Source organism: Streptomyces sp. NPDC101490, from assembly GCF_044767145.1.
Classification (GTDB): Bacteria; Actinomycetota; Actinomycetes; order Streptomycetales; family Streptomycetaceae; genus Streptomyces.
In genome coordinates, this window is record NZ_JBIWNI010000014.1 from 69,076 (window position 1) to 92,856 (window position 23,781).

The following is a 23,781-nucleotide window of genomic DNA, read 5'->3' on the forward strand; positions in this document are numbered from 1 at the left end:
CCGGTCAGTTCTGCTCGAGGAGCTTGTTCATCTGGTCGGCGGCGCTGTCCAGGGCCGCCTTGGGGCTCGACTTGCCCGTGAAGCACTTGGCGATCTCGTTGCGCAGGATCGTCTTCATCTCGTCGCTGAACAGGACCGGCGTGTAGTTCACCGCGGTCGGCAGCATCTTGGCCGACGCGACCCGGATCTTGCCCTCCTCGGTGCCGTCCGCCTTCGTCCAGTACTCCTTGTCCAGCGAGCCCTTCGTCGACGGGAAGACCGCGACCTGGTGACCGAACGCCTCCTGGTTCTTCGCGTTGGTGAGGAAGTGCGCGAACGCGACGGCCGTGGCGGTGTTCTCGCTCTGCGAGTTCACCGACAGACCCTGGAGGTACATGTTCTGCTTGCCGGTGTTGGTCGGGACCTCGGTGATTCCGATGTTCTCGTAGAGCGACGGCGCGTTCTTCTTGAAGTTGTCCAGGTCGTGGGCGCTGCCGGGGTTCATGGCGATTTCCTGCTGGAGGAACTTCGTGCCCGTCGAGTCGTCCTTCAGCGTGAGGGTCTGCTTGTGCAGTCCGCCGTCGTCGTACAACTTCTTGAACTTGGTGAGGAGTTCGACGCCCTTGTCACTGTTGAGCGTTATCCGCTTTCCCTCCTTGTCCATCGCCTCGACGCCGTAGCGGCCGAAGTCCTCGACGGTCGGGGGCTGCCCGAGCGTCGCCTCGCCCTTCTTCGCGAGCTGTTCCGCCACGGCGAACAGCTCGTCGAAGGTCCTGGGCGGCTTACCCGCGTCGACACCGGCCTTCTCGAACATCGTCCTGTTGTAGAAGAGCGGGCCGCTGTTCAGGTACCAGGGGAAGGAGTACGTGCCGTCCATGCCCGGCATCTCGAAGCCCTTCCAGGCCCCTTCCAGATACTCGGGCTTGTACTTCTTGGCGACCTCGTCCTTGTCCAGATTCAGCAGGAGACCGGCTTTGGCCAGCGGATACGCCAGGTCCGGCGAGAGGTTGACCACATCCGGCAGCGAACCGGCGGAGGCATCGGCACTCAGCTTGTCGGGGTAGCCGTCGGCGGGCTGGTCCACCCACTTGACCTTCGCGCCCGGATGCTCCTTCTCGAAGTCCGCGATGACGCCCTCGAAGTAGTCCTTGAAGTTCGCCCGCAAGTTCCAGGTCTGGAACTTGATGGTTCCCTCGACCTTTCCGTCGCTGGACGATCCGGCCTTCGACGAGCCTCCGCCACAGGCGGTGACCGTGGCGACACAGAGGGCCGTTCCGAGTCCGACGGCTGTCCGGATCGCGGCGCTGCGAGAAATGGACATGAGTGGCTGACTCCTTGCTGCAGATAACTCTGGTGGGTCGAGCTGCCCTCACCTTGGATCCGAATCAGCTTTAGGTCAAAGCGCGTTGGAGGCCGCTGAAGGACGACATCGCAGGTCAGCGGAACTAAAGAGGACTAAAGTTTCTAAACCTGTGGCCTTTGGGCGCTACACGCGGATCCCCACCGCGCGTTTGACTGAGGCCGGCAGCGACGACCTGAAGGGATTCCCGCGGACATGTGCGCGCAGCTGAACGGGAACGAGGGCCCGCATCGCCCCGGGAGGTATCCCCCGGCGCCCCGGGACCCGGTCGGCCGTCGTCCCCCCGGCACCGCCCGCCGTCCCTCCTGGGACGACGTCCCCACCCCGCCCGTGCCCCGCGCTCCCACCCTCGACGAGATCGCCCGGGAGGCCGGGGTGTCGCCGACCGCGGTCTCCTTCGCGCTCAACGACCGCCCCGGGGTGTCCGACGAGACCCGCCGCCGGATCGTCTCCATCGCCGCGCGTCTGGGCCGCCGGGTCCCGGCGACCGGCCCCGGCCCCGACCGGGACCGCTCCCGGGCGATCGGACTCGTCCTCGCCCGCCCCGCCGAGAGCCTCGGCGTGGAGGCGTTCTTCCTCCAGGTCGTCTCGGGCATCCAGACGGCCCTCGCCCCGCACGACCACGCCCTGGTCTTCCAGATGACCGACACCATCGAGGCGGAGTGCGAGCTCTACCGGCGCTGGTGGGCGGAGCGCCGGGTCGACGGCGTCATCGTCGTCGACCCGAGGGTCGGCGACCCGCGCCTGCGGACCCTCGCCGCGCTCGGTCTGCCCGCCGTGGTCATCGGCGCCCTGGAGGGCGCGGACACCGGCGCGCCCGAGACCGGCACCCCGAAGCGGCGGCGCGGCGGGCTCTCCACCATCTGGGCGGACGACGCCGGGGCGATGGACCTGATCGTCCACCATCTGCACGAGCTCGGGCACCGGCGGATCGCCCACATGGCCGGTCCCCCCGGATTCGCCCACACCGCCCGCCGGATCGCCGCCCTGCGCTCGGCCGCCCGCCGCCTCCAGCTCGACCACATCGTCTCGGTGACCACCGACTTCTCCGACCGGCAGGGGATCAAGGCGGCCCGTCGCCTCCTCGGGGCACCCCTGAGGCCCACGGCCCTCATCTGTCACAACGAGGTCATGGCGGTGACGGCGGCGGGCGTCGCCACCGAGCGGGGCCTGCGGATTCCGGAGGACGTCTCCCTCGTGTCCTGGGAGGACTCGGCGGTCTGCCGCACCTTCCATCCCCGGCTCAGCGCCCTCACCCGGGAACCGGGCTCGTTCGGCCGCCGGGCGGCGGCCGAGGTACTGCACCTCCTGGCCGGCGCCGAGCCGCGCCGCCTCCAGGACCCGCCGCCGCGACTGGAGGTACGGGAGAGCTGCGGCCCGCCCCCGCCGGACGTACCGGCCCCCGCCGAGGGTCCGCGTCCCGCACCCCGGACCTCCGCTTCCTCACCCGACACCCGGTGACCGTCCGGCCCGGCAGCCCCTCGTGTGACGCGGGGCTGCCCCTCGTGTGACGCGCCCGGCCCGCGCGGGGGCCCACCCCCTCCCGCCCTCGCGCGACTTCACCACCCGACACCCCCATGTCCCCGACCCCAGCGAGCGAGTACCAGCACATGCCCCTCACCCCCCGTCCCGCCACCGCCACTGCCACCGCCTCCGAGGACCATTCCGCTTCCCGGCCCCCCACGGCCGGGCGCGCCGCCGCTCCCCCGGTGACCATCCTCGAACCCCACCCCGCCTCCCCTTTCGCCACCACCGAGCCCCACTCCGCTCCCCCGGCTCCCGCCGACGCGGTCGTCGCCGCGATCGACATCGGCGGCACCAAGATCGCGGGCGCCCTGGTCGACACCGGCGGCTCCCTGGTGACACGCGTCCAGGTTCCGACCCCCGCCACCGAGGGCGCCGACGCCCTGATGCGTCAGGTGGGTCTCGTCCTCGCCGAGTTGCGCGCCCATCCGGACTGGGCGCGCGTCCACGCCCTGGGGGTGGGCTGCGCGGGCCCGGTCGACACCGTCGCCGGGACCGTCAGCCCGGTCAACATCCCCGGCTGGCGCGCCTTCCCCCTCGTCGACCGGCTTCGTGACCTCCTCCGTACGGACGGTGGCGGACAGGGGCTCGCGGTCCGGCTGATCGGAGACGGCCCCGCAATCGCCGCCGCCGAGTTCTGGAACGGCGCGGCCCGTGGCCGTACCCACGCCCTCTGCATGGTGGTCTCCACCGGCGTCGGCGGCGGGCTCGTCCTCGACGGCAAGCTGTACACGGGCCGCAGCGGGAACGCGGGGCACATCGGGCACCTCAGCGTCGACCTGGACGGCGAACCCTGCCCGTGCGGCGGCCGGGGCTGCGTGGAGCGCCTGGCCAGCGGCCCCAGCATCGTGCGGTACGCGCTCGCGCGGGGCTGGAACCCGCCCGCCGGGGAGGACGTGACGGCCCGTACGGTCGCCGACGCCGCCCGCCGGGGCGAGCCCGTCCCCCTCGCCGCCTTCGCCCGGGCCGCCCGCGCGGTGGCCGCCTCGGTCGCCGCGACGGCCGCGCTGGTCGAGCTGGAGGTCGTCGTGATCGGCGGCGGGGTCGCCGCCTCGGGCGATCTGCTCTTCGAGCCGGTACGGGCCGAGCTGAAGAGGTACGCGACCCTCTCCTTCACCCGTGAGCTGCGGGTGGTCCCGGCGCAGGCCGGCACGGACGCGGGCCTGGTCGGAGCGGCGGCGGTGGCCTTCGGCATCTGACCCCGGACGAACGGCCACGGGGGGCCGGGACGCGCTCGGGGCGCGTCCCGGCCCCCGTGCCGTCCCGGTGGACCGGACGAGGCCCGGCCTCACGTCGTCCCGGCCGGGCACAGCGGGCGCGCGGCCCCCGGCTTCGTCCCCGCAGCACACCCGAAGCCCCGCCCCGTGAACGCGCGGGGAGGCCCGGGAGCGACGGTGCCGCTCCCGGGCCTCCGCCCGACTCTCCCGACCGGTTCCCTACCACCGACCGCTCTCCCGACCAACTCCCGACGACCGGCCGGGTCGTAGCGAAGGGCCGGTCATGGCGAACGGCCGGTCGCTAGGAGGGCAGTCGCTCACCGGTGACCGCGGAGAACAGATGGATCTCGTCCTCCCGGGGGATCACCCGCACCGTCTGTCCCCGCAGGCCCTCCTCGCGGCCGAACGTCCGCACGGTCATGGGGGCGTCCTGCCCGTCGCCCAGATCCAGTCGGCCGTACGCGAAGCCCTCCGAGCCGAGTTCCTCGACCGTGTAGAACGTGACCGGCAGGCCCTTGTCGCTGTGCTTGGCGTGGAAGTCGAGGTGCTCGGGGCGGATGCCCAGGGTGACCTTGTCGGCGCCCGCCGCCTTCCGGGCCGCGTCGCTGATCCTGATGAGGCTGCCGCCGAAGTGGATGCCCTCGTCGGTCAGCGGCAGGGTGAAGAGGTTCATCGCGGGAGAGCCGATGAACCCGGCGACGAAGACGTTGGCCGGCTCGTCGTACATCGTGCGCGGCGGGTCGCACTGCTGGAGCACACCGTCCTTGAGCACGGCCACCCGGTCGCCCATGGTCATCGCCTCCACCTGGTCGTGGGTGACGTACACCGTCGTCGTACCCAGCCGACGCTGGAGGGCGGCGATCTCGGCGCGTGTCTGTACGCGCAGCTTGGCGTCGAGGTTGGACAGCGGCTCGTCCATGAGGAAGACCTGCGGCTCGCGGACGATCGCGCGGCCCATGGCCACGCGCTGCCGCTGACCGCCCGAGAGCGCCTTCGGCTTGCGCTGGAGGTACTCGCTGAGGTCGAGGATGCGGGCCGCCTCCTGGACGCGCCGCTCGACCTCCTCCTTGTCCACCTTGGCGATCTTCAGGGCGAAGCCCATGTTCTGGGCGACCGTCATGTGCGGGTAGAGCGCGTAGTTCTGGAACACCATGGAGATGTCCCGGTCCTTGGGCGGGAGGTCCGTGACGTCGCGGCCGCCGATCCGGATCTCGCCCTCGGAGACGTCCTCCAGGCCGGCCAGCATCCGCAGCGTGGTCGACTTACCACAGCCGGACGGACCGACCAGGACGAGGAACTCGCCGTCACCGATGTCGAGGTCGAGGTTCTTGACGGTGGGCGCGTCGGCCCCCGGGTAGGTCAGCGACACGTTGTCGAAGACGATGCCTGCCACGGTGGTTCCTTCCCATCACCGGCGGTACGTGCCGGACGGTCCGAGTGGAATGAGAGATGCGCCGCGATCCGCCGCGCCAACTGGTGTAGACCAATTGACCTCACCCTCGCCAGCGGACCGGTGGGCGGTCAAGCGTTCCGCGCGGCGACCCGGCCGCTCCGGCGAGAAGGGGACGTCCGACCCGCGTCCGGGCGGGCCCGAAGGCCCACCAGGACCCGCGAATCCCCACCGAAGGACCCGGACCCCCGGCCCTCACCCCCTCCGCCACTGGGACGTTCACCCGACTCTCCTTCGTACGGCGGCAGCCACGGACGCACCCACGGCCGTCCGGGCCGGGACACAGGGTGCCGGGCATATGGCATCGGGCATGTGCCGTCGGGCATTTGGCCTGAAGACTCACGAACACGTTCCGGAGTCGAACAACCGCACTCTGCCACCACGTGATCGTCCGTGCGGGGCAGCGGGAATCCGGACGATCTCGGCAACCGGATCGGCCGGATCACGACGGAGGGCCTTCGGCGCGGCCCCCCGGGCCCACACGTGCTCCTGGCAAGCCCGGGAATCACCACCCCCGTCAAGCGGCAATCCCGGACACCTCATGAGCACCACACACACCACGCGCCCCTCAGCACTACAACCGTCACAGCAGGGGCGTCACGGTCCCTTGTTGCCGATCTGCGCGACTGCTTCAATTCCGTCCGCGATCAAGCAGTTCACCGATCGCACACCTCACCCACACGATCACCAGCACCGGGGGACACCCATGTCCGGATACAGCGTCACCGTCACGATCGGCACCGTCGAAGGGGCGGGCACCAACGCCGATGTGTACATCAAGCTCGGCGGGGTCGACGGGCAGAGCACCGACCAGCAGAAGCTCAACACCGCCGCGAACGACTTCGAGGAGGGCGGCAGCTACGAGTTCACCCTGGCCGGGGTCGCCGGCGTCGGCGACCTGAACTACCTCCAGATGTGGCACCAGGGCGGCGAGTCCGCCTCGGAGATGTACGTCACCACGGTGAACGTCACGGACAACGCGACCGGCAAGAAGTACGAGTTCGACTACAACGGCTGGATCAACAACGACGTCACCGCCTGTATGCCGGCCCAGGGCAGGGCCGCCTCCTACCAGGTGGCGGTGTACACCGGCGACGTCCACAACGCGGGAACCAACTCGAACATCTACCTGACCGTCAAGGGCGCCCTCGGCGACAGCGGGCGCCATCTGCTCGACAGCTCGGACAACGACTTCGAGCAGGACACCACCAGCAACTTCACGCTCCCGCTCGCCGAGTTCGGCACGCTGCAGTCCGTGTACGTCGAGTCCGACAACTCCGGAAGCGCATCCGGCTGGTACCTCGGCAACATCAAGATCACCGACACCACCACCGGCCACTGGGCGAGCTTCGTCTACAACAACTGGCTGGAGGACGACCACCTCACCGCCACCATCGCCGCGACCACCACGGGCTGACCCCCAGCACCCCCACCGCACCCCCGGTCATCACACCCCTGTCACCGCATCCCCGTCACCGCGCCTCCTCCACCGCCCGCCCTCCACCGCCCGCCCTTCGCCGCCGCGCGAACGGCGGGCGGTCCCCCACGGTCGGCACCGCCGTACGTACGGGCCCAGGGGACGGATCACGGCGGTACGGTGAAGGGGTGGCGATCCGGTCGACGATCCCGCTCGTCACGACGGGTACGACCCGACACCGAGGCACCCGGTCTCACCCGCTCGGAGCTCGGGCCGCTCCCATCCTCGACACGGGCTGTCGGCGATGAGATCCCCTTGACAGCTCCTCCCCCTCTGGAAACCTGTCGCCCATGACGACCGCCCGCCCCGCCGCCCCCGCCTACCTCGACGAGCGCTCCGGCCGCACCTACCCCCTCACCGACCCGCACCGCTGGCGCGGCGACGACGGGGCACCGCTGACCGTCACCCCGCTCCCCGGCCTCGCCCCCGCCGACGTGGACACCTCCCGCCGCTCGCTCTGGCGCTATCGCGCCGCCTTCCCTCCGCCGTTGACCCCCGTCACGCTGGGAGAGGGCAACACCCCGCTCCTGGAGGGCGAATGGGACGGCGTGCCCGTCTCGTACAAGACGGAGTGGACCAACCCGACCGGGAGCTTCAAGGACCGCGGTGCCAGTCTGCTGGTCTCCTACCTCGCCCATCACGGTGTCACCGAGATCATCGAGGACAGCTCGGGCAACGGCGGCTCGTCGATCGCCGCGTACTGCGCCGCCGCGGGCATCCGTGCCCGGGTCCTCGTCCCCGAGCACACCTCGCCCGCCAAGATCCTCCAGACCCGGGCGTACGGCGCGGACATCGAGTGCGTCCCCGGCGACCGCGACGCCACCGCGGCCGAGGCCGTGCGCCGTGCCGAGGCCGGTGCGGTCTACGCGGGCCACAACTGGCACCCGTACTTCCTCCAGGGCACCAAGACCCTCGCCTACGAGATCTGGGAGGACCTCGGCTTCCGCGCCCCCGACAACGTGGTCACCGTCGCCGGCGCGGGCAGCACGGTCCTCGGCTGCGCGATCGGCTTCGGGGAACTCCTCGCGGCGGGCCGCATCGACCGGCTGCCGCGCCTGCTGGTGGCCCAACCGGCCCACTGCGCCCCGCTGTACGCGTCCTTCCGCGCCGGGGCCGAGACGGAGGTCCCCGTCGACACGGCCCCGACGATCGCCGAGGGCACCGCGATCCGTCATCCCGTACGCCTCCCGGAAGTGCTGCGCGCGATCCGCGCCTCGGGCGGCGACATGCTCGCGGTCCCGGAGCTGTCCATCGGGAAGGCCGTCCTGGGCCTGTCCCGCAAGGGCCTGTACGCGGAACCCACCAGCGCCACGGCAGCCGCCGCCGTCACCGGCTTCGCCCGGCGGGGCGTGATCGAACCGGGCCAGGTCACGGTCGTCATCCTCACCGGCTCGGCCCTCAAGACGGCTCCGGCGATGGAACGCCTGATCGACGCAGCTCCGCGCTGACGGGCCTGTGCCGCCCCCGCGCTCAGAAGACCGGTGGTCCGTACGACCCAGGAACGACTCCCGCCGAACCTCCGCCACACCTTCGGCGACCACGGGTCGCACCCGCCCCGGTGAGCCCCTCCGGCCGAAGGCGGAGGAGCGAAGTGTCCTCAGCGCGTGTCGTGGTGGGGCGCGCGGGCTTCGGCCGCGGTCTTCAGGTCGCGCAGCCAGGCTTCGAGGCCCTCGCGCAGCAGCGCCGTCGCGAAGGGGACGTTCGCCTCGACCTGGGCGCCGGTGTGGGTCTCCTCGGTGCTCACCCGGACGCCTCCCCGGACCGGCGTGAACGTCCAGACGTGGACGCCGTGGATGAGGAGCCCCTCTCCGGTCGCGGGTCCGGTCCAGCGGACGCAGGCCCGCCGCTCGATCTGCCGGACGGTCGAGGTGATGTCCAGACGCGTGGCGGGGGTCGCCGGGTTCGGAGGGATCGGCATCGTCCACCGGAAGGCCGCACCGGGGCGGAGGGGGCCGTGGCCCAGGCGCTCCACGGATGTGACGGGCCGCTGCCAGGCAGGCCAGCTCTCCACGTCCGTCTGAAGCTTCCAGATGACGGACAGCGGGGCGTCGATGACGGTCTCCGCCCGGTGCCGGACCAGAGCCCCGGGGTCGACTCCCTGGCCCCGGCAGGTGAGGGGGCGGTCCGGACGCGGGGCGGCGGAGCCGGTGGCCCCGGCGGGGGCGGCGGTGCCGAGGAGACGGCGCCGGCCTCTCCGGTCTCGCGCACGCCCTGCGCGACTGGGCCCTGAAGGACCCCCAGCGGTACTTCCTCGTCTACGGCACCCCCGTCCCCGGCTACCACGCGCCCGCGGACATCACCGCCGTATCGGCCGAGATCATGACGACCCTCCTCGACGCGTGCGCCGCGCTCCCCGAGGACGGGACTCCCGGCGACGGACCCGCCGCCGAGGCCCTCCGGGCCCATCTGGAGGAGCACCGCGAATGGACGGCGGGCCACCCCGCCCCGCCCGGCACACTCCACCGCTTCCTGATCCTCTGGACCCGTCTGCACGGCGTCCTGTCCCTGGAACTCGCCGGGCACTTCACCGGCATGGGCATCGACCCCGCCCTGCTCTACGCGGCCGAACTCGACGGAGTCCTGGCGCTCCGGGCCTGAGTCGCACCGCCGAGGACGCACCGGCCGCCGCACCGCCCGTGCGGATCGCCCCCGCCCGGATCCCACCGCACACGGAGCGGCTCCACCGGTACGTCACCGGTGGAGCCGCTCCGTCGAAGGCGTCCTGTCGGCCCCGGGTCGCCCGGCCGGGGGCCTACGACTCGTCGAGCATCCCGCCGCGCAGACGCTCCAGGGCCCGGGAGAGCAGTCGGGACACGTGCATCTGGGAGATGCCGAGTTCATCGCCGATCCGTGACTGCGTCAGTTCCTCGACGAAGCGCAGGTGCAGGATCCGGCGGCTGCGCTCGTCGAGCCGGTCGAGGAGCGGCGCGAGCGTGTGGAAGTCCTCGAAGAGTTCGAGCGCCGGGTCCTCCCTCCCGATGAACTCGGCGAGCGGAGCGGTGTCGTCCTCGCCCTCGCCGCCGAGGGAGGCGTCGAGCGAGGTGGAGTTGTATCCGTTGGCGGCGATCCGCGCCTCGATCACCTCGCCCTCGGAGAGGTCCATCAGGCTCGCCAGCTCCGCCACCGTCGGCGCGTGCCCGAGCCGGGAGCTCAGCTCCTCGGTCGCCTTGGCCAGCTCCACCCGGGCCTCCTGGAGTCGGCGCGGTACGTGGACGGCCCAGGACGTGTCGCGGAAGAACCGTTTGATCTCACCGACGATGTAGGGGACGGCGAAACTGGTGAACTCGACCCCCCGGGCGAGGTCGAAGCGGTCGATCGCCTTGATCAGCCCGATGGTGCCGACCTGGACGATGTCCTCCATCTCGTCGCCGCGGGCACCCCGGAACCGGCCCGCCGCGTAGCGGACGAGCGAGGTGTTCATCTCGATCAGTGTGTTGCGCGCGTACTGGTACTCGTGTGTCCCCTCCTCCAGGACGGTCAGTCTGTCGAAGAACAGCTTCGACAACTCGCGCGCGTCCTTGGGAGCGACCTTGCGGGGGGAGTCGAGTACGGGAAGGTCCTCCGTACCCGTCTCGCTTCCGGCCCTCGTGTCCGTCGTCACCGCGGTCGGCACTTTGATGACCTTCTCTCGTCTGTGGCAGGCGTTGTCCCGTGAGGCCTTCGCCTACCCCCGCCTCCCCGGAACATGCCCACGAGGTCGGCGGGACGGGGTGCGCCCACCGTCCGCCGGGCCGCCGGGCTTCGCGGTCACGCGCTCGGGGCCGTACCCTCCGAAGGCCAGGAGTACGGGCGAAGCCGCAGGCCGCGGGGCTCGGTAGGTACCGGAAACGTCAGGGGCAGGAGAGCGGTATGGAGAAGGATCTCTGGCTCGTCGCGGGGCTGGTTCTCGCACTCGTCGGGGCGGGGGTGGCGGCCGTTCTGCTGGTACGGGTCTTCCGGGCCCGCAAGCTGCTGCTGGCCGCGGGTGTCCCGCTGCGGAACAAGGCGCTGTTCTACGCGGCGGTCGTCTACACGGTCTCGCCGGTCGACCTGATCCCCGACCCGGTCTATCTGGACGACATCGGTGTGCTCCTGGTCGCCCTCCGGGCGCTGCACGCGGCGGCCACCAGGAACGGAGTGGTCACGAAGAAGGTCTCTGCCGAACCGGAGGGCCGGATCGGCGGTCCGGCGAGGGTTCCGCCTTCCCAGTGACAAGGGTTCCGCCTCCCCAGTGACGGGGGCATCCCATCGGCGGCGGGCGGCGGCGCGGAGGGGGCGGCGCGAAGGGCGGGGTCGGCGCAGACAGGGTCGGTGTGGTCGGCGCGGGCGGGAGGCCTCGGACTCGACGAGTCCGGGGCCTCCCTGACGCGCGGCCTCCTCGCGGCGAGGCCGGAGGAGGGCGCGGTGCCACACGGGTGCCGCGCGGCTACGGACGTGGTGGCCCGTGCCTCGGAAACAGCTCCCGAGGCCTGGGATGCGGCGCGGTGCCTCAGAGGAGGCGACCGCCGAAGGGGCCGCCCAGTCCGTAGTACGCGGTCAGCTCGTCGCGGTAGCCGGGCTCGCCGAGGTGCTTCTCGCGGTGGAACTCGGGAGCGTCCTTGATCTGCGCCTTGGTCCGGTCGACGAAGATCCTCCGGTCGTCCGGATCGATCCGGACCACGGTGCTCGCGGGGAGGAGGACCTCCCTGCCGAAGATCCAGGGTCCGGTGTCCACGACGAGATAGGCGTCGTCCACCTCGTCGGAGTGCTTGTCCACCTTGCCGATGCCACCGTCGAGCGCCTCGACCTTGTAGCCGCTCAGATCGGTACCGGCCAGATGGCCGGCGGTCGGCTGGTAGTTCCACAGGTGCTCAGTCACACGAAACAACTCCTCCGGTAGTCGAAGGACGGCCCGTGCCGCCGCCGTCCTCCCTTTCCGTTCGTCCGTACGGAGCGGAACGCGTTCCGCCCTGAGCTCCGCCTGCCCCTCCCGCCCCGATCCATTCCCCATCGCCTCCCCACCGCCCCGGAGAAGCGGTGGGGAGGGCCGAGCCGGACGGCGGGGGCCCTGTGGTGCCGGTCGCCCGGGCCACCCGTCGTCCGGGGCGTCTCAGCGCGCGCGGAACTGACGGCACAGGGTGTCCAGGACGTCGGCCGCCTCCTCGTGGCCCGTCCCGCGGCAGCGGGCCGCCGCCTCGGTGAGCCGGACGACGGCCGCGTCGACGCGCTCCAGACCGTTGCCCTCGATCAGAGCGGCCAGGCGGACCGCTTCGGCGCGGGGCAGCTCACCGTCCGCGCCGCCCTCCTCGTGCGCGGCGACGGCGGCCTCCGCCTCGGGCAGGGCCTCCTCGAAACGCTCGGCCACCGACAGCACGCGGGCGCGCCTGTAGTGGACTTCGCCGCGCTCGAACCAGTCGGCGAAGCCGTCGGCGTCGGGCACGGCCGCGAGCACCGCGTCGGCCCGCGCCAGGTGTCCGAGCGCCGTGTCCACTCCCTCGGCCTCGTGGGCCAGCACCGTCAGCCGGGCGAACTCACGCATCATCAGGACGATCTGCGGCGGGTTCGGGGCCTCGGCGTGGGCGGCGACAGCCCGTTCGTACACCGTGGTGGCGGCGTCCCAGCGGTCGGCCAGGGCCAGGGCCGTGGCCGCCTCGGCGGCGACCAGGGTGAGGACCGGGCGGTCCTGGTCCGGCCAGTCGGCGACGGTGTCGGCGAGCGCCAGGAACTGCTCGGCCGCCGGGAGGTACTCCTCCAGGTCGCGCAGTCCCCTGCCGAAATCCAGACGGGCCTGGGCGAGGGTGCGCTCGTCGAGTCCGGCGGTCTCCTCGTCGGCGAGCACGGATTCGAGGACGGCCACGGCGTCGGCCCGCTGTCCGGAGCGGGAGAGGACGTCCGCCAGCTGGAGGCGGGCCTCCGTGGCGCCCCGGGCCACCCCTTCCTGGTCGAATCGGGCCGCGGCCTCCGAGAGGTGCCGGACCGCACCGGAGGGGTCCCCGAGGTGCGTGGAGGCATGACCGAGCAGCATGTACGTCGAGGAGTACGCGAAGGTCGTGTCGTCGTGGGCGACGGCGTCGGCGAGGGCGCCGTGGAGGAGTTCCACGGCCTCCTGCGGCCTTTCCCGGCCGAGCAGCACCTGGGCGAGGAGGGCGCTCGGGCGCGGCCTGCGCCAGGGGCGTCCGGCGGCTTCGATCATTTCCAGCGCGGTACGGAGCTCCCGCTCGGCGCCGGTCAGGTCACCGCTCCGCCAGGCGAGTTCCGCACGGAACTGGTGGGCGTTGGCGGCCTGGTGCGGATGTCCCAGCCGCTCCGCCTCGGCGTGGAGCGCCGTCGCGTGCTCCTCGAAGCGCCGCGGGAGGTCCTCGGCGTCGGGCGCCGGGGGCACGGCCGCCCCGTCGGCGGCCTCCTCTCCGCCGTCTCCGGTCCGGCCCGGTGCGTCGAGGAGTTCCCGGTAGGCGAGGGAGGTGGCGCAGAAGCGCACGGCGAGATAGGCGAGGGTGCGTTCGACGCGCAGGTCGGCTCCGTACGCGGCCTCGCCCTCGCCGAGCGCCTCGCCGTCGAGGGGAACGTCGACGAGCAGCTTCTCGGTTGTGCTCAGCAGGTCGGAGAGGGCTTCCCGGACCTCGGTCCAGTCGGCGGGGGCCCCGCCGACGGCGGAGTCGGCACCGAGGTCGGCCGCCGAGTCGCCCTCGGAGTCGGCGGTGCTCCGGGGCGTCGTGCCGACGAGGAGGAGGGCGCGGCCGGAGAGCGCGTGCCAGGGCATCCGGAGGTGCTCGAACCGTTCGATCGTGTCCGCGAGGACGGCGGCCCTCTCGTCCCTCTGGCCCTCCCTCCAGAGGTCGTGGGCGCGCTGCTCGGCGATCTCGGCGTGGAGCAGTTCCACCGGACCGGTCTCGTCCCCGGCGACGGCGGGGTCCTCGGCGAGGCGTTCGCCGATCTTCTTCCAGAGGCGGTCCTGGCCGGGGTTCCCTTCGCGCGCCAGGCGGCGGGCCTCCCGCACGAGCGTGCCGAAGTCCTCGGGGATCTCAACGGAGGCGGCGCGCGCGGCGACCGGGGCGAGACCGCTCGTGACGGCGCGCAGGCCGAGCGGCAGCGGCTCGTCGAGCAGGGGGCGCCGGTCGAGCCGGGCACGGCGGGCGTCGCCGACGGCGGGCGTGCCGTTGCGGGCGTCGAAGGCGGCGGCGAGGGCGTCGGCCTCGGTCCGTACGTGGGCGAGGAGCCCGGCGGCGGTCCAGGTGCGGCCGGGAGGGCCCGCGACGGCGGTGTCGTCGTGGTCCGCTCCGGTGAGGCGGGCGAGGAGGACCTCGACGCCGCTGAGGAAGCCGAGGTGGGAGAGGGGGGCCGCGGTCGCCTCGAAGAGGGAACGGTTCTCCGCGAGGATCTCCAGGCCCCGGCCCTCGTTGCGGGAGAGGGCGCAGAACTCCAGGTGGAGCCCGACCTCTTCCTGTGTGCCGGTTCTGCCGCGGACCTTGCGGTAGCCGGTGAGGTGGTGGGACCGGGCCTCGTCGGTGCGGCCGGACCGCAGCAGCGGGAGGAGGGCGCGGGCCTGGCTCGCCTGCGGTTCCTCCTCGCAGCTCTGGAGTCCTTCGAGGACCGGCCGCCAGGTGTCCAGGGCGGCGGTGTCGTCGCCCCGCTCGGCCTGGTGCCGGGCGTGCTGGCGGATCTCGCACGCCTCGCAGTCGCTGAGGCCGGTACGGGGCCGGGTGGCCCAGAGGTCGTACGCGTCGGCGGCGCCGGTGCCGGTGTGCTCGGCGACGCGGTGGCGCATCGCGGCCACCGGCTGGAGGCCGTGGTCCGCCTCCTCGTACCGCTCGCGCATCCGGTCGATCCAGCCGTGCACGGTGGCCAGCGGCATCTCGGGCACCTCGAGGAGGGAGGTCGTGACCCATTTGAAGCGCCAGAAGACCTGGTGCCCCTCCCCTTCGCTGAACAGCGCGCGGTCGGTGTCCCAGAGCTTCAGGAGGCGGGCGAAGGTGACGGGGGACTTGCGGTGTTCGCCGGTGAACTCGTACGCCGTCATGAGTTCGAGGAGCGCGGTGACGAGGACGTCCTGCTGCTCGAACGCCTCGGCGGCCTCGACGAGATCTTCGGCGGTCACGGTGCGGGGCAGTCCGTGGGGACGGTCGTGGTTCTCGCGGAGCGCCTCGACGACGGCCTCGGGGGTGTCCAGCATCTACGATTCCTTCCGCGGCCCGGTGCCGGTGCCCGTGGTGCCGGGGGTCGTCCCGCCGGGGTCCGTCGTACCGGTGTGGTGCATGGCGTGGGTGAGCAGGCCGATGAAGGCCCGGTTGAGCAGGGCGCTCTCATTGGCGCGCAGCGGGCGTCGGCTGAGCAGCAGGGCCTGTCCGTAGAGGGCCTCGGCGGTGGTGACGGCGAGGCCGCGTTCACCGATCGTGAGGGCCTGGCGGACCAGCGGGTTGAGGTGGTTGAGGACGAGCTGGGCGCGCGGGGTGTCGTCACGCAGGGAGCCGAGGATGTCGGCCCACAGTCCGTCGCTCTCGGCCGCGAGGCCGGAGCGGGTGCGCTCGTGGCGGGCGTCGCGGTTGTCGAGGAGCAGCGCGGGCGCGGTGACGGGCTGGAAGTCGCGCAGGACGACGTCGCAGTCGTGGACGCCGATGGTCTCGCGGGCGACGGCGAGGAAGGCGGCTGCGCGGAGTTCGGCGGCGGGGGCGACGGCGTCGAGGTGGGCGGTGACGGTGGCCGGGTCGAGGTCGGCGACGGAGGTGCCGGGCCGGACCTCGGGCAGCCGGTGGACGAGGTCGCGGTCGTAGGTGTAGCCGCCGTTGACGACGCCGAGTCCGGCGGCCGAGGCGATGGGCGCGACCTGCCGGAACTCCTCGACGCTCCGGGTGACGAGGAGGGTGGGGTGGGCGCGGGCGAACTCCTCCAGGGTGACGTTTCCGTCGGTGGTCTCGAAGGGCAGCCAGGGCAGCACGATCCTGAGGAGTTCGTCGTCGTGGCGGGCGAGCGCCTTCACCGCGAGGTGGTGGGTGTCGACGAAGCGGTGCAGGAGGGCCGGGTCGCTCGCGGCGAGGCCGGTGAGCCAGTCGCGGATGCGGTCGCCGAGGGCGTCCCGTACGGCGGACAGCGTGCCGTCCTCGTAGAGCGACTCTCGGGAGGCGGTCGGCCGCAGGCTGGTGGTGTCGACGACGCAGCGCACGAAGAACGCCCACTCGGGGAGGAGTTCGGGCGCCTGGTCGGTGAGGAGCATCCCCTTGAGGTGGACGCGGTGTCCGGCGCGCTGGGCGGGGCTGACGGCGGTGGGCAGGACGTAGGCGACGCCGCGCAGACCTGCCGCCGGGAGGTCCAGTTCGACGGTGTCGAGCGGGGTGAAGTCGAACAGGGTGCGGCAGTAGGCGGTGAGGGCCTCGCGTCGGGCGAGCGGCGAGCGGTGGTTGCGCTCCCAGGGCGGCGCCTCGTTGACGCGGTGGGCCTCGCCGCGCGGGCCGACGACGGTGACCTCGTGGCGGAGCAGACCGCCGTAGTGGCGGGCGAGGGAGACGACCCGGTCCGGGGCGGTCCACTCGGTGTTGTCGGCGCGGGGGACGAGCTTCACCGTGGTGCCGGGCTCGGGCAGGGTGTCCGAGGGCAGCGTGCGGATGGTGTAGCGGCCGTCGGAGTGGCCGCGCCATTCGACGGTGGGCGCGGCCGGGTCGGCGGCGGACCGGCTGAGGACGGTGATGTCGTCGGCGACAACGAAGCAGGCGAGCAGGCCGATGCCGAACTGGCCGATGAACTCGCCCCGGGCCGCGTCGAGTCCGGCGCCGTCGAGGCCGCCCCCGGCGGTCCGCTTGGAGCTGCGGCCGATGGTGGCGAGGAACCGGTGGACGTCGGCCTCGGTCAGTCCGATGCCGGTGTCGGTGACGGTGAGGGTGTCCCCGGTCCGGACGGTGATCGTGCCGGGTGCTTCGGGGTCGAGGGCCTGCCGGGCGGTGATCGCGTCGACGGCGTTCTGGAGCAGTTCGCGCAGGTAGACGCGGGGGCTGGAGTAGAGGTGGTGGGAGAGCAGGTCGACCAGGCCGCGCAGATCGACCTGGAAGGTGTGTGCGGTCTCGGAAGGGGACACCTGGAGTGGTCCTTCGATGCGCGTCCGCGCGCTGGTCGGCGCGGACGGATGGGCGGGTGGGTGGTGGGTGGGTGTGAGCCGTGGGGCCGTACGGTCGCGGTCACCGGATGCGCACGGACCCGCACGGTACGCGGGCGCCGTGAGGGGACGAGCGCGGGACGGGCGGAGCCCGGGGCCCGTGGACGCGGTGCCGTAAGGGATGGAGTGCCGTACCGGATCAGGTGCCGTACCGGATCAGTCGGCGGCCTCTGGGGCCTGCCGGGCGGGCGCGGGCTGCGGAACCCGCGACGGTTCGGCCTTCTCCTCAGCGTCCGGTGTAGCTCTGGTGGCGGCGGTAGGCCTTCACCGGGTCGGAACCGTCGATGTAGTACCAGGGGAACTCGGTGACGGCGCCCCGAGTGGCGCGGAAGCACTCCCGTGCGGAGACGACGTCCCCGGCGAGGGAGAAGGCCATGGCGAAGGTGTTGTGGACCTGGAGCCCACGGGGGCCGTCGACGAAGTCCGGGTGCCGGTACGAGTGTTCGGCCGCCTCCCGCAGGGAGCGGACCACCTCGGGGTCACGGATGTAGCGGGCGTCGTCGCCCGCGTCGAGGGCGAGCCAGTGCTCCAGGTGGGCAACGGCGACGAGCTGCCCGAGCGAGGTGCCTCCGGGGGCCGCGAAAGCGGACTCGTGGGCGAAGGCGTGCATCTCCGCGTGCGAGCCGCCCCACTTGTCGCAGACCTGTTGGAGCTGCTGCTGGTGCGCGCGCGGATGGTACGGGTCCCTGCGCACGGCCGCCTCGAAGCGGCGGCGGGCGACCTGCTGGCCGACCTGGAGGCCGCGGCCGGTGACCTGGAGGGCGTACCAGGGCGAGATCCAGCCCGGTTCACGCTCGGCCACCTCGTACAGCCATTCCTCGGCCTGGCCGAGACGCTCGTGGAAGACCTGGAACTGCTCACGGGAGACGTGCTGGGCGCGGGCGTCCGTGCGGGCCTCCCAGCCCCAGCTGATGTGGCGGACGGCCGCCACGAGGACCGGCAGGACCGCGTCGGGGTCGGCCGCCCGGACATCGGCGATCCACCGCTCCGCCCCGGCCGCTTCCCCGACGGCCCACAGCAGACCCGTACGGTCCTCGTTCTCGGGCCGCGCTTCGAGGATCTCCCGCACGGTGGTCCAGTCCCCGGCGTTCGCGGCCCCCCGGACGCGTCCCGCCTCCGGGTCCCCGGCGTTCTCGTCGAGCCGTGCGACGGACAGCCCCGTCCATCTCCCCAGCGTGAGCCCCATGTCCCGGAGCAACGCCATGTCCCCACCCCTTGCCGTGTTTCGGACGGGATGGCTGATGATCGTTCCACCCCGTGGGTGTAGTGACTATCACGCCGGACCGACAGCCGCATCTCCGAATGCGCCGGGGCCGTGTGCCGTCGGACCGGCGGCGATCCTGTGGGGCGCGAAGTATTCGCTGGCGCCGTGGGGCGCGACGGTGGGAGGCTGAGGGCGTGCCGAAGGGGTGTAGCTCAGCCGGCCAGAGCGCCGGTCTCCAAAACCGGATGTCGCAGGTTCGACTCCTGTCACCCCTGCCCGGAGAAGCCGGTGCACCCGCCCGGGTGCACCGGCTTCCGTGATCGACGCGACGGAACCCGGCCACGGGGATGACCCGTCCCGTACCCGGCGGCGCGCCGCACGGGCGGTTCAGGTGGCCGGGCGCCAGTCGAACGGGAAGTGCTTGCTCGATCCGCCCCGGTACTTCCGTGAGAAGTCGAAGCCCTCGGCCTGGTCGGCCGTGACGACGCCCCACGTGGCGACCTGGCCCGGACCGACCTCCGCGCCGGGGGCGTTGATCAGCTGCACGCGCCGGGCCGGATCGGCCGTGGGACCTGTCAGCGCCCTGGCACCCACCTTCACCGCGTCCGCCACACCGGCGCGCCAGTACTCCAGGTCGGCTGCCGCCTCGAACACGATGGGGGCGTACCTGACCTCACGCACCTCACCGATCAGGGAACCGAACGTGCCCGGCCATCCGCCGACGTTCCCCCGGAAGATCTCCTCCAGGGCGTCCCGCTGGGAAGGCGTGCCCTTCGCGTCGATGTAGAACATCACTCTCATCGAGGATTGCGTGTTCTCCTCCCACATATTGCCGGAGAACTCCCCCAGGGCCACGACGGTCAGACCGTCAAGGCGTTCGTCCTCGAAGTGCCCTTCCTCGATGTGCCAGACGAGGGTGAAAAGGCATGAGCCGTGGGTGGGTTCCTGGGCGAAAGTGCACGGGCATGGCAGGGAGCAGCTGCACACGTCGAACCACTCGCCCTTGATGTGCCAGTTTCCTGTGTTCATGCGCTTCACCTTCCCTGTACCCCCCAGGGGTATGCAAGCAGCCTGGTTCGGCCGAACCTAACCAGCCATGCCCACTCCGCTTTCCTCAGGCAATCGAAACCGCACACCCGCACGAATCATTCGAGCCGGACGCGGGGCCGAACTCGACGGAGTGGCCGCCCCTTTCTTGTAGGCGCGACCGGAACCAGGGAACACTTCAGGACAGCGCACCCGCCCGCCATTCGGCCGAGGCCTCGAATAAGGACCGGCTTCGCGTCGTGAGGGAAAGAGGAGAAGCCACCGGGGATTGTCCGAAGAACACCGAGCCGAGACGGAAAGGCCGCCCCGTGTCTCCCCACACGGGCCGGCGGACCCGCCGTCAGGTCACAGCCGTACCATCACCTCTTCCAGGGGCTTGCGGTGGATGTCGGGCACCTGGGCGTCATGGGCCGGATAGCCGACCGGGATCACATAGGCCGCCCGCTCCTCCGGAGGACGGCCGCAGACCTCGTTCAGGAAGCGCATCGGGCTCGGGGTGTGGGTGAGCGTCGCCAGGCCCGCCTGGTGGAGCGTGGCCAGGAGCAGGCCCACGGCGATGCCGACCGACTCCTTGGTGTAGTAGGGACGCGGTGTGCCGGGCCCCTTGTGCACCTCGAAGACGACGATCACCGCGGGCGCGACCTCCAGGAACGGCTTGCTCCAGTCCGTGCCCAGGGGTGCCAGGGCCTCCAGCCACTCGTCGGAGGCCCGGCGGGCGTAGAACTCCCGCTCCTCCTCCTCGGCCGCCTCGCGCAGTCGCCGTTTGCGCTCCGGGTCGGTCAGGACGACGAAGCGCCACGGCTGGACGTTCGCCCCGCTGGGCGCGGTGGCCGCGGTGCGGACCGCCAGCTCGACCACACCCTCGGGCAGGGGACGGTCGCAGAAGTCGCGCACGGTACGGCGACGGGTCATCACCTCGTGGAAGGCACGGGCCCGTTCCTCGGCCTCCCCGGCCGGTACGGTCATCGGCCGGAGCGGAACCGTGGGGTACGCCGGGCCGGCGACCGGCGTACCGTTCGGTTCCCCCGGGTCCTTCTGTTCCCCCGAGTCCTTCTGTTGCTGCAGGTCCTTCAGTTCATTGGTCTGGTCCATGCGGGCAGCACAGCACGGGCGGTGTCCCCCGGTAAACGCCATAACCAGTCACACGGCGAGATCCCGCCCGACTCGTCCGGCGGGACCCCGTCCGACTCGTCCCGAGCGTTCCCGGGGGATCTCCCCCACCCGCCCGCCGTGCGGAACCGTGCTCCGTGGAACCGTGCTCCCCTCCGTCATTCCCCGGGGGCCGACAGCGCCTCCCTGATCAGCTGCACCGGGTGCCAGGCGTCGCGTTCCGTGCCGTGGAAGATCTGCTGGCGGCAGGAGACTCCCGTCGCCACGATCACCGTCTCCGACGGCTCCGCGAGGACCGCCGGGAACAGCCGGTCCCCGCCCACCGTCATCGACACGTCGTAGTGCTCCGCCTCGAAGCCGAACGAGCCCGCCATCCCGCAGCAGCCCGCGTCCAGTTCGACCACCTCCACCCCCGGGATCCGGTTCAGGAGGGCGACCGTCGCCGCCGTGCCCACCTCCGCCTTCTGATGGCAGTGACCGTGGTAGAGGAGACGGCGGCCCGCCGGCCAGGACGTGGCACTGAGGGTGACGCTGCCCTCGTCGATGGCCTCCAGGAGGAGTTCCTCCACCTGCCGGACCCGGCCGGAGACATCGGCCACGGCCTTGTCGCCGGGGAGCAGCGCGCGGTGTTCGTCGCGCAGGGTCATCAGACAGGAGGGTTCGCAGCCGACGATCGGGGAACCCGGCGGGGTCGTCTCCGCCAGCAGGTGGGCGAGTTTGAACGCCTTGTCGTTGGCGTCGTCAAGGAGGCCCTTGGAGAGGCTGGAGCGCCCGCAGCAGCCGCCGCTCTCCAGGCGGACGTCCCAGCCCGCCCGCTCCAGGAGTTCCACGGCCGCCCGGCCGATGCTCGGTTCGGTGTACGTGGTGAAGGAGTCGGCCAGATAGGTGACCGTACCCCGTGGTGCCGCCGTCCCGATGGCCTTCGGTCGTCCGCCGAACCAGCGGACCAGGTTGCGGCGTTCGAACCGGGGCAGTGGACGGGCGGCCGTGATGCCCAGGGTGCGTTCCATCAGGCGGCGCAGGAGACCGATGCGGCCGGGCAGGTTGGAGAGGGGCGCGGTGGCGGAGCCCAGCCGGTTGAGGAGGCGGATCGAGCCGAAAAGGCGGGAGCGCGGGGGGATGCCGTGGGTGTCGTGGTGGTGGGAGAGCGCCTCTGCCTTCAGCGACGCCATGTCCACGCCCAGCGGGCACTCGCTCTTGCACGCCTTGCACATCAGGCACAGGTCCAGGACCTCGTGGAGGCGTTCGTCACCGAGGGCCTGCTTCGGGTCCGGCTCCGACAGCGCCTTGACCAGGGCGTTGGCCCGGCCGCGGGTGGAGTCCTGTTCGTTGCGGGTCGCCATGTACGAGGGGCACATCGCGCCCGTGTCGCTCTTGCGGCAGAGGCCGATGTTCATGCAGCGGTCGGCGGCGCCCCGCATTCCTCCCACCACGTCGAAGGTGAGGCGGGTGCGCAGTTCGGCGGCGGGGGGCAGCGCCGGGTCGCGGAGGTTCTCGGTCATGGCCGGGGCGTCCACGATCTTGCCGGGGTTGAGCCGGTCGTCCGGGTCGAAGAGTCCCTTCACCGCGCGCATCGCCTCGTAGAGGTCCTCCCCGAAGATCTCCCGGTTGAACTCGCTGCGGGCCAGGCCGTCGCCGTGTTCGCTGGAGTTGACGCCCCCGTACTCGGTGACGAGGTCCTTGACGCGTTCGGCGACCCTGCGCATAGTGGCGACCTGCTGGGGGTCGGTGAGGTCGACGAACGGGCGGATGTGGAGACAGCCCACGGAGCAGTGTCCGTAGAACCCCGCCGACAGTCCGTGCTCGTCGAGGATCGTCTTGAAGCGGCGGGTGTACTCGGCGAGGTGCACCGGATCGACCGCCGTGTCCTCCACGAAGGCCAGGGGTCTCCTGGTGCCCTCGCCCGCCGCCATCAGCAGGCCCAGGCTGGACTTGCGGACCTTCAGCAGCGCCGACTGCTGCTGCGGGGTGACGGCCTGGAGCGTGTGGTAGCCGTGCCCGTACCGTTTCCACGAGGTCGTGAGCTGACGGAGCTGGTCGATGAGTTCGGTCTCGTCGTCGCCGGTGAAGCTGACGAAGAGGAGGGCTTCCGGGTCGCCTTCGAGGAGGGTGCCGAGGGAGGCGTACTCGATCTTCCGGCGGGACAGGTCCAGGATCGTGCGGTCCATCAGTTCCACGGCGGCGGGATGGCAGGCCAGGGCTGATTCCGTCGCCTCGATGGCCGCCACCACCGAGGTGAAGTGGCCCACCCCGATGACCGTGCGGCCGGGTTTGGGCACCAGGTCCACCAGCGCCCGGGTCGCGAGGGCGAGGGTGCCCTCGGAGCCGACGACGAACTTCGCCAGGTCGAACGGCAGGTCCGTACGGGCGAGGCGGTCGAGGCGGTAGCCGCAGGCGCGGCGCCAGAACTCGGGGAAGCCCTCGGCGATGGCGTCGGCGTTCGCCGTCACCAGCGCGGGGAGGTCGCGGTAGAGGCGGCCCTCCAGGGTGGGCAGGGCGGCCCGCCGCTCGCGCTCGGCCTCGTCCACGGGTTCGAGGCGGGCCGTGGTTCCGTCGGAGAGGACGACGTCGAGGGCGCGGACGTGGTCGATGGTCATGCCGTAGCGCAGCGAGCCGCTGCCGGCCGAGTTGTTGCCGATCATCCCGCCGATGGTCGCGCGGTTGCTGGTGGAGGTGTCGGGGCCGAACATCAGGCCGTACGGGGCGGCGGCGCGGTTCAGTTGATCCTGGACGACTCCGGGTTCGACCAGGGCCGTACCCGCTTCGGGGTCCAGTTCGAGGATGCGGTTCATATGGCGGGAGAAGTCCAGGACGAGACCGGGGCCGACGGTCTGTCCGGCGAGGCTGGTCCCGGCGCCCCGGGCCAGGACGGGGACGCCGTGTTCGATCGCCGCCGCCACGGTGGCCTGGACGTCTCCGGTGTGGCGGGGGAAGACGACGCCGCGCGGGGTGATCGCGTACATGCTCGCGTCGCGGGAGAAGAGATGGCGGGTGTAGTCGTCGAAGGCGACCTCGCCGTCGAGGTCGTGGCTCAGCCGTCGCTGGAGCTCACGGTCGTCGGGGGAGACGGAGGAGGCGGAGGAGACGGGAGAGGAAAGGGAGGTGGAGGAGGCAGGGGAGGTCGGGGGCGGGGTCGTCCGGGTCTCTCCGTGGGGCGGGGTCATGGGTGCGGCTCCAGAGGTGGAGGAGGTACGGGAGGGGGCCGGGGCACAGCGCGGTCCTGAGGGTCCAGCGGGTCCGGCAGGTCCCAGCGGGTCCGGCAGGTCCCAGCGGGTCCCAGCGGACCCGTGCGGCTCAGACGGTCCGGACGGCTC

General features: G+C 71.9%; 15 protein-coding genes, 1 tRNA gene and 2 pseudogenes. 7 read left to right on the forward strand and 11 right to left on the reverse strand.

What is annotated here, in order from left to right:
* Positions 1 to 4: 4 nt before the first annotated feature.
* Positions 5 to 1,300 carry an ABC transporter substrate-binding protein gene (locus ACIRQY_RS23555; RefSeq protein WP_403928849.1) on the reverse strand — a complete coding sequence of 432 codons (1,296 nt, stop codon included), beginning with the start codon at positions 1,298 to 1,300 and terminating at the stop codon, positions 5 to 7.
* 234 nt (positions 1,301 to 1,534) lie between these two features.
* Here ACIRQY_RS23555 and ACIRQY_RS23560 point away from each other — a divergent pair, with 234 nt between their 5' ends.
* Complete coding sequence (locus ACIRQY_RS23560; protein WP_403928852.1) at positions 1,535 to 2,800, forward strand: LacI family DNA-binding transcriptional regulator; 1,266 nt, start codon at positions 1,535 to 1,537, stop codon at positions 2,798 to 2,800.
* Positions 2,801 to 2,916: 116 nt separating this feature from the next.
* On the forward strand, positions 2,917 to 4,062 hold the full coding sequence (locus ACIRQY_RS23565; protein WP_403928855.1) for an ROK family protein: 1,146 nt from the start codon (positions 2,917 to 2,919) through the stop codon (positions 4,060 to 4,062).
* A gap of 319 nt (positions 4,063 to 4,381) precedes the next feature.
* Here the strand turns inward: ACIRQY_RS23565 and ACIRQY_RS23570 are convergent, their stop codons facing one another.
* On the reverse strand, positions 4,382 to 5,473 hold the full coding sequence (locus ACIRQY_RS23570) for an ABC transporter ATP-binding protein (protein WP_403928858.1): 1,092 nt from the start codon (positions 5,471 to 5,473) through the stop codon (positions 4,382 to 4,384).
* A 763-nt stretch (positions 5,474 to 6,236) separates the two neighbouring features.
* Between ACIRQY_RS23570 and ACIRQY_RS23575 the strand changes: the two genes are divergently transcribed.
* Together ACIRQY_RS23575 and ACIRQY_RS23580 are read left to right on the forward strand one after the other, a co-directional pair.
* A complete protein-coding gene (locus ACIRQY_RS23575) occupies positions 6,237 to 6,947 on the forward strand; it encodes a PLAT/LH2 domain-containing protein (RefSeq protein WP_403928861.1) in 711 nt (236 codons plus the stop codon).
* A 350-nt stretch (positions 6,948 to 7,297) separates the two neighbouring features.
* The gene (locus tag ACIRQY_RS23580) at positions 7,298 to 8,455 is read left to right on the forward strand and encodes a pyridoxal-phosphate dependent enzyme (protein WP_403928864.1); all 1,158 of its coding nucleotides are present in this window, start codon (positions 7,298 to 7,300) and stop codon (positions 8,453 to 8,455) included.
* 149 nt (positions 8,456 to 8,604) lie between these two features.
* On the opposite strand, the pseudogene ACIRQY_RS23585 reads toward ACIRQY_RS23580, so the two are convergent.
* Positions 8,605 to 9,186 (reverse strand): annotated as a pseudogene (locus ACIRQY_RS23585) (SRPBCC family protein); the annotation flags it as partial.
* On the opposite strand from ACIRQY_RS23585, the pseudogene ACIRQY_RS23590 reads away from it, so the two are divergent.
* Positions 9,171 to 9,605 (forward strand): annotated as a pseudogene (locus tag ACIRQY_RS23590) (TetR-like C-terminal domain-containing protein); the annotation flags it as partial. The pseudogenes ACIRQY_RS23585 and ACIRQY_RS23590 sit on opposite strands and share 16 nt — an antisense overlap.
* Positions 9,606 to 9,759: 154 nt before the next feature.
* Here the strand turns inward: ACIRQY_RS23590 and ACIRQY_RS23595 are convergent.
* Positions 9,760 to 10,620, reverse strand: coding sequence for an RNA polymerase sigma factor SigF (locus tag ACIRQY_RS23595; protein ID WP_403928867.1), 861 nt, complete (start codon positions 10,618 to 10,620; stop codon positions 9,760 to 9,762).
* A 236-nt stretch (positions 10,621 to 10,856) separates the two neighbouring features.
* On the opposite strand from ACIRQY_RS23595, the gene ACIRQY_RS23600 reads away from it, so the two are divergent.
* A complete protein-coding gene (locus tag ACIRQY_RS23600) occupies positions 10,857 to 11,198 on the forward strand; it encodes a YkvA family protein (RefSeq protein ID WP_403928870.1) in 342 nt (113 codons plus the stop codon).
* Between the two features lie 277 nt (positions 11,199 to 11,475).
* Here the strand turns inward: ACIRQY_RS23600 and ACIRQY_RS23605 are convergent, their stop codons facing one another.
* The 4 genes from ACIRQY_RS23605 to ACIRQY_RS23620 all read right to left on the reverse strand — a co-directional run bounded on the left by ACIRQY_RS23605 (position 11,476) and on the right by ACIRQY_RS23620 (position 18,310).
* Positions 11,476 to 11,844 carry a PRC-barrel domain-containing protein gene (locus ACIRQY_RS23605; protein ID WP_351784814.1) on the reverse strand — a complete coding sequence of 123 codons (369 nt, stop codon included), beginning with the start codon at positions 11,842 to 11,844 and terminating at the stop codon, positions 11,476 to 11,478.
* 231 nt (positions 11,845 to 12,075) lie between these two features.
* Positions 12,076 to 15,135, reverse strand: a complete 3,060-nt coding sequence (locus ACIRQY_RS23610; RefSeq protein WP_403928874.1) for a hypothetical protein — start codon at positions 15,133 to 15,135, stop codon at positions 12,076 to 12,078.
* Positions 15,136 to 17,028, reverse strand: coding sequence for an HSP90 family protein (locus ACIRQY_RS23615; RefSeq protein WP_403928877.1), 1,893 nt, complete (start codon positions 17,026 to 17,028; stop codon positions 15,136 to 15,138).
* A gap of 304 nt (positions 17,029 to 17,332) precedes the next feature.
* Positions 17,333 to 18,310: a hypothetical protein gene (locus ACIRQY_RS23620; protein ID WP_351784820.1), complete on the reverse strand. Its 978-nt coding sequence runs from the start codon at positions 18,308 to 18,310 to the stop codon at positions 17,333 to 17,335.
* A 201-nt stretch (positions 18,311 to 18,511) separates the two neighbouring features.
* On the opposite strand from ACIRQY_RS23620, the gene ACIRQY_RS23625 reads away from it, so the two are divergent.
* Positions 18,512 to 18,585: transfer RNA gene (locus ACIRQY_RS23625), tRNA-Trp, on the forward strand.
* A 112-nt stretch (positions 18,586 to 18,697) separates the two neighbouring features.
* Here ACIRQY_RS23625 and ACIRQY_RS23630 read toward each other — a convergent pair.
* The 3 genes from ACIRQY_RS23630 to ACIRQY_RS23640 all read right to left on the reverse strand — a co-directional run bounded on the left by ACIRQY_RS23630 (position 18,698) and on the right by ACIRQY_RS23640 (position 23,631).
* Positions 18,698 to 19,339, reverse strand: a complete 642-nt coding sequence (locus ACIRQY_RS23630; RefSeq protein WP_403928880.1) for a DUF1326 domain-containing protein — start codon at positions 19,337 to 19,339, stop codon at positions 18,698 to 18,700.
* Positions 19,340 to 19,702: 363 nt separating this feature from the next.
* Entirely contained in the window at positions 19,703 to 20,323 is a 621-nt protein-coding gene (locus ACIRQY_RS23635) for a nitroreductase family protein (protein WP_351784824.1), read from the reverse strand.
* A 302-nt stretch (positions 20,324 to 20,625) separates the two neighbouring features.
* Complete coding sequence (locus ACIRQY_RS23640; protein ID WP_403928883.1) at positions 20,626 to 23,631, reverse strand: FAD-binding and (Fe-S)-binding domain-containing protein; 3,006 nt, start codon at positions 23,629 to 23,631, stop codon at positions 20,626 to 20,628.
* Positions 23,632 to 23,781: the final 150 nt, after the last annotated feature.

Coding starts and splice junctions, on each gene's coding strand:
- ACIRQY_RS23555 (WP_403928849.1), bottom strand. CDS start 1,300: ATGTCCATTTCTCGCAGCGCCGCGATCCGGACAGCCGTCGGACTCGGA.
- ACIRQY_RS23560 (WP_403928852.1), top strand. CDS start 1,535: ATGTGCGCGCAGCTGAACGGGAACGAGGGCCCGCATCGCCCCGGGAGG.
- ACIRQY_RS23565 (WP_403928855.1), top strand. CDS start 2,917: ATGTCCCCGACCCCAGCGAGCGAGTACCAGCACATGCCCCTCACCCCC.
- ACIRQY_RS23575 (WP_403928861.1), top strand. CDS start 6,237: ATGTCCGGATACAGCGTCACCGTCACGATCGGCACCGTCGAAGGGGCG.
- ACIRQY_RS23580 (WP_403928864.1), top strand. CDS start 7,298: ATGACGACCGCCCGCCCCGCCGCCCCCGCCTACCTCGACGAGCGCTCC.
- ACIRQY_RS23600 (WP_403928870.1), top strand. CDS start 10,857: ATGGAGAAGGATCTCTGGCTCGTCGCGGGGCTGGTTCTCGCACTCGTC.
- ACIRQY_RS23610 (WP_403928874.1), bottom strand. CDS start 15,135: ATGCTGGACACCCCCGAGGCCGTCGTCGAGGCGCTCCGCGAGAACCAC.
- ACIRQY_RS23620 (WP_351784820.1), bottom strand. CDS start 18,310: ATGGCGTTGCTCCGGGACATGGGGCTCACGCTGGGGAGATGGACGGGG.
- ACIRQY_RS23630 (WP_403928880.1), bottom strand. CDS start 19,339: ATGAACACAGGAAACTGGCACATCAAGGGCGAGTGGTTCGACGTGTGC.
- ACIRQY_RS23635 (WP_351784824.1), bottom strand. CDS start 20,323: ATGACCGTACCGGCCGGGGAGGCCGAGGAACGGGCCCGTGCCTTCCAC.
- ACIRQY_RS23640 (WP_403928883.1), bottom strand. CDS start 23,631: ATGACCCCGCCCCACGGAGAGACCCGGACGACCCCGCCCCCGACCTCC.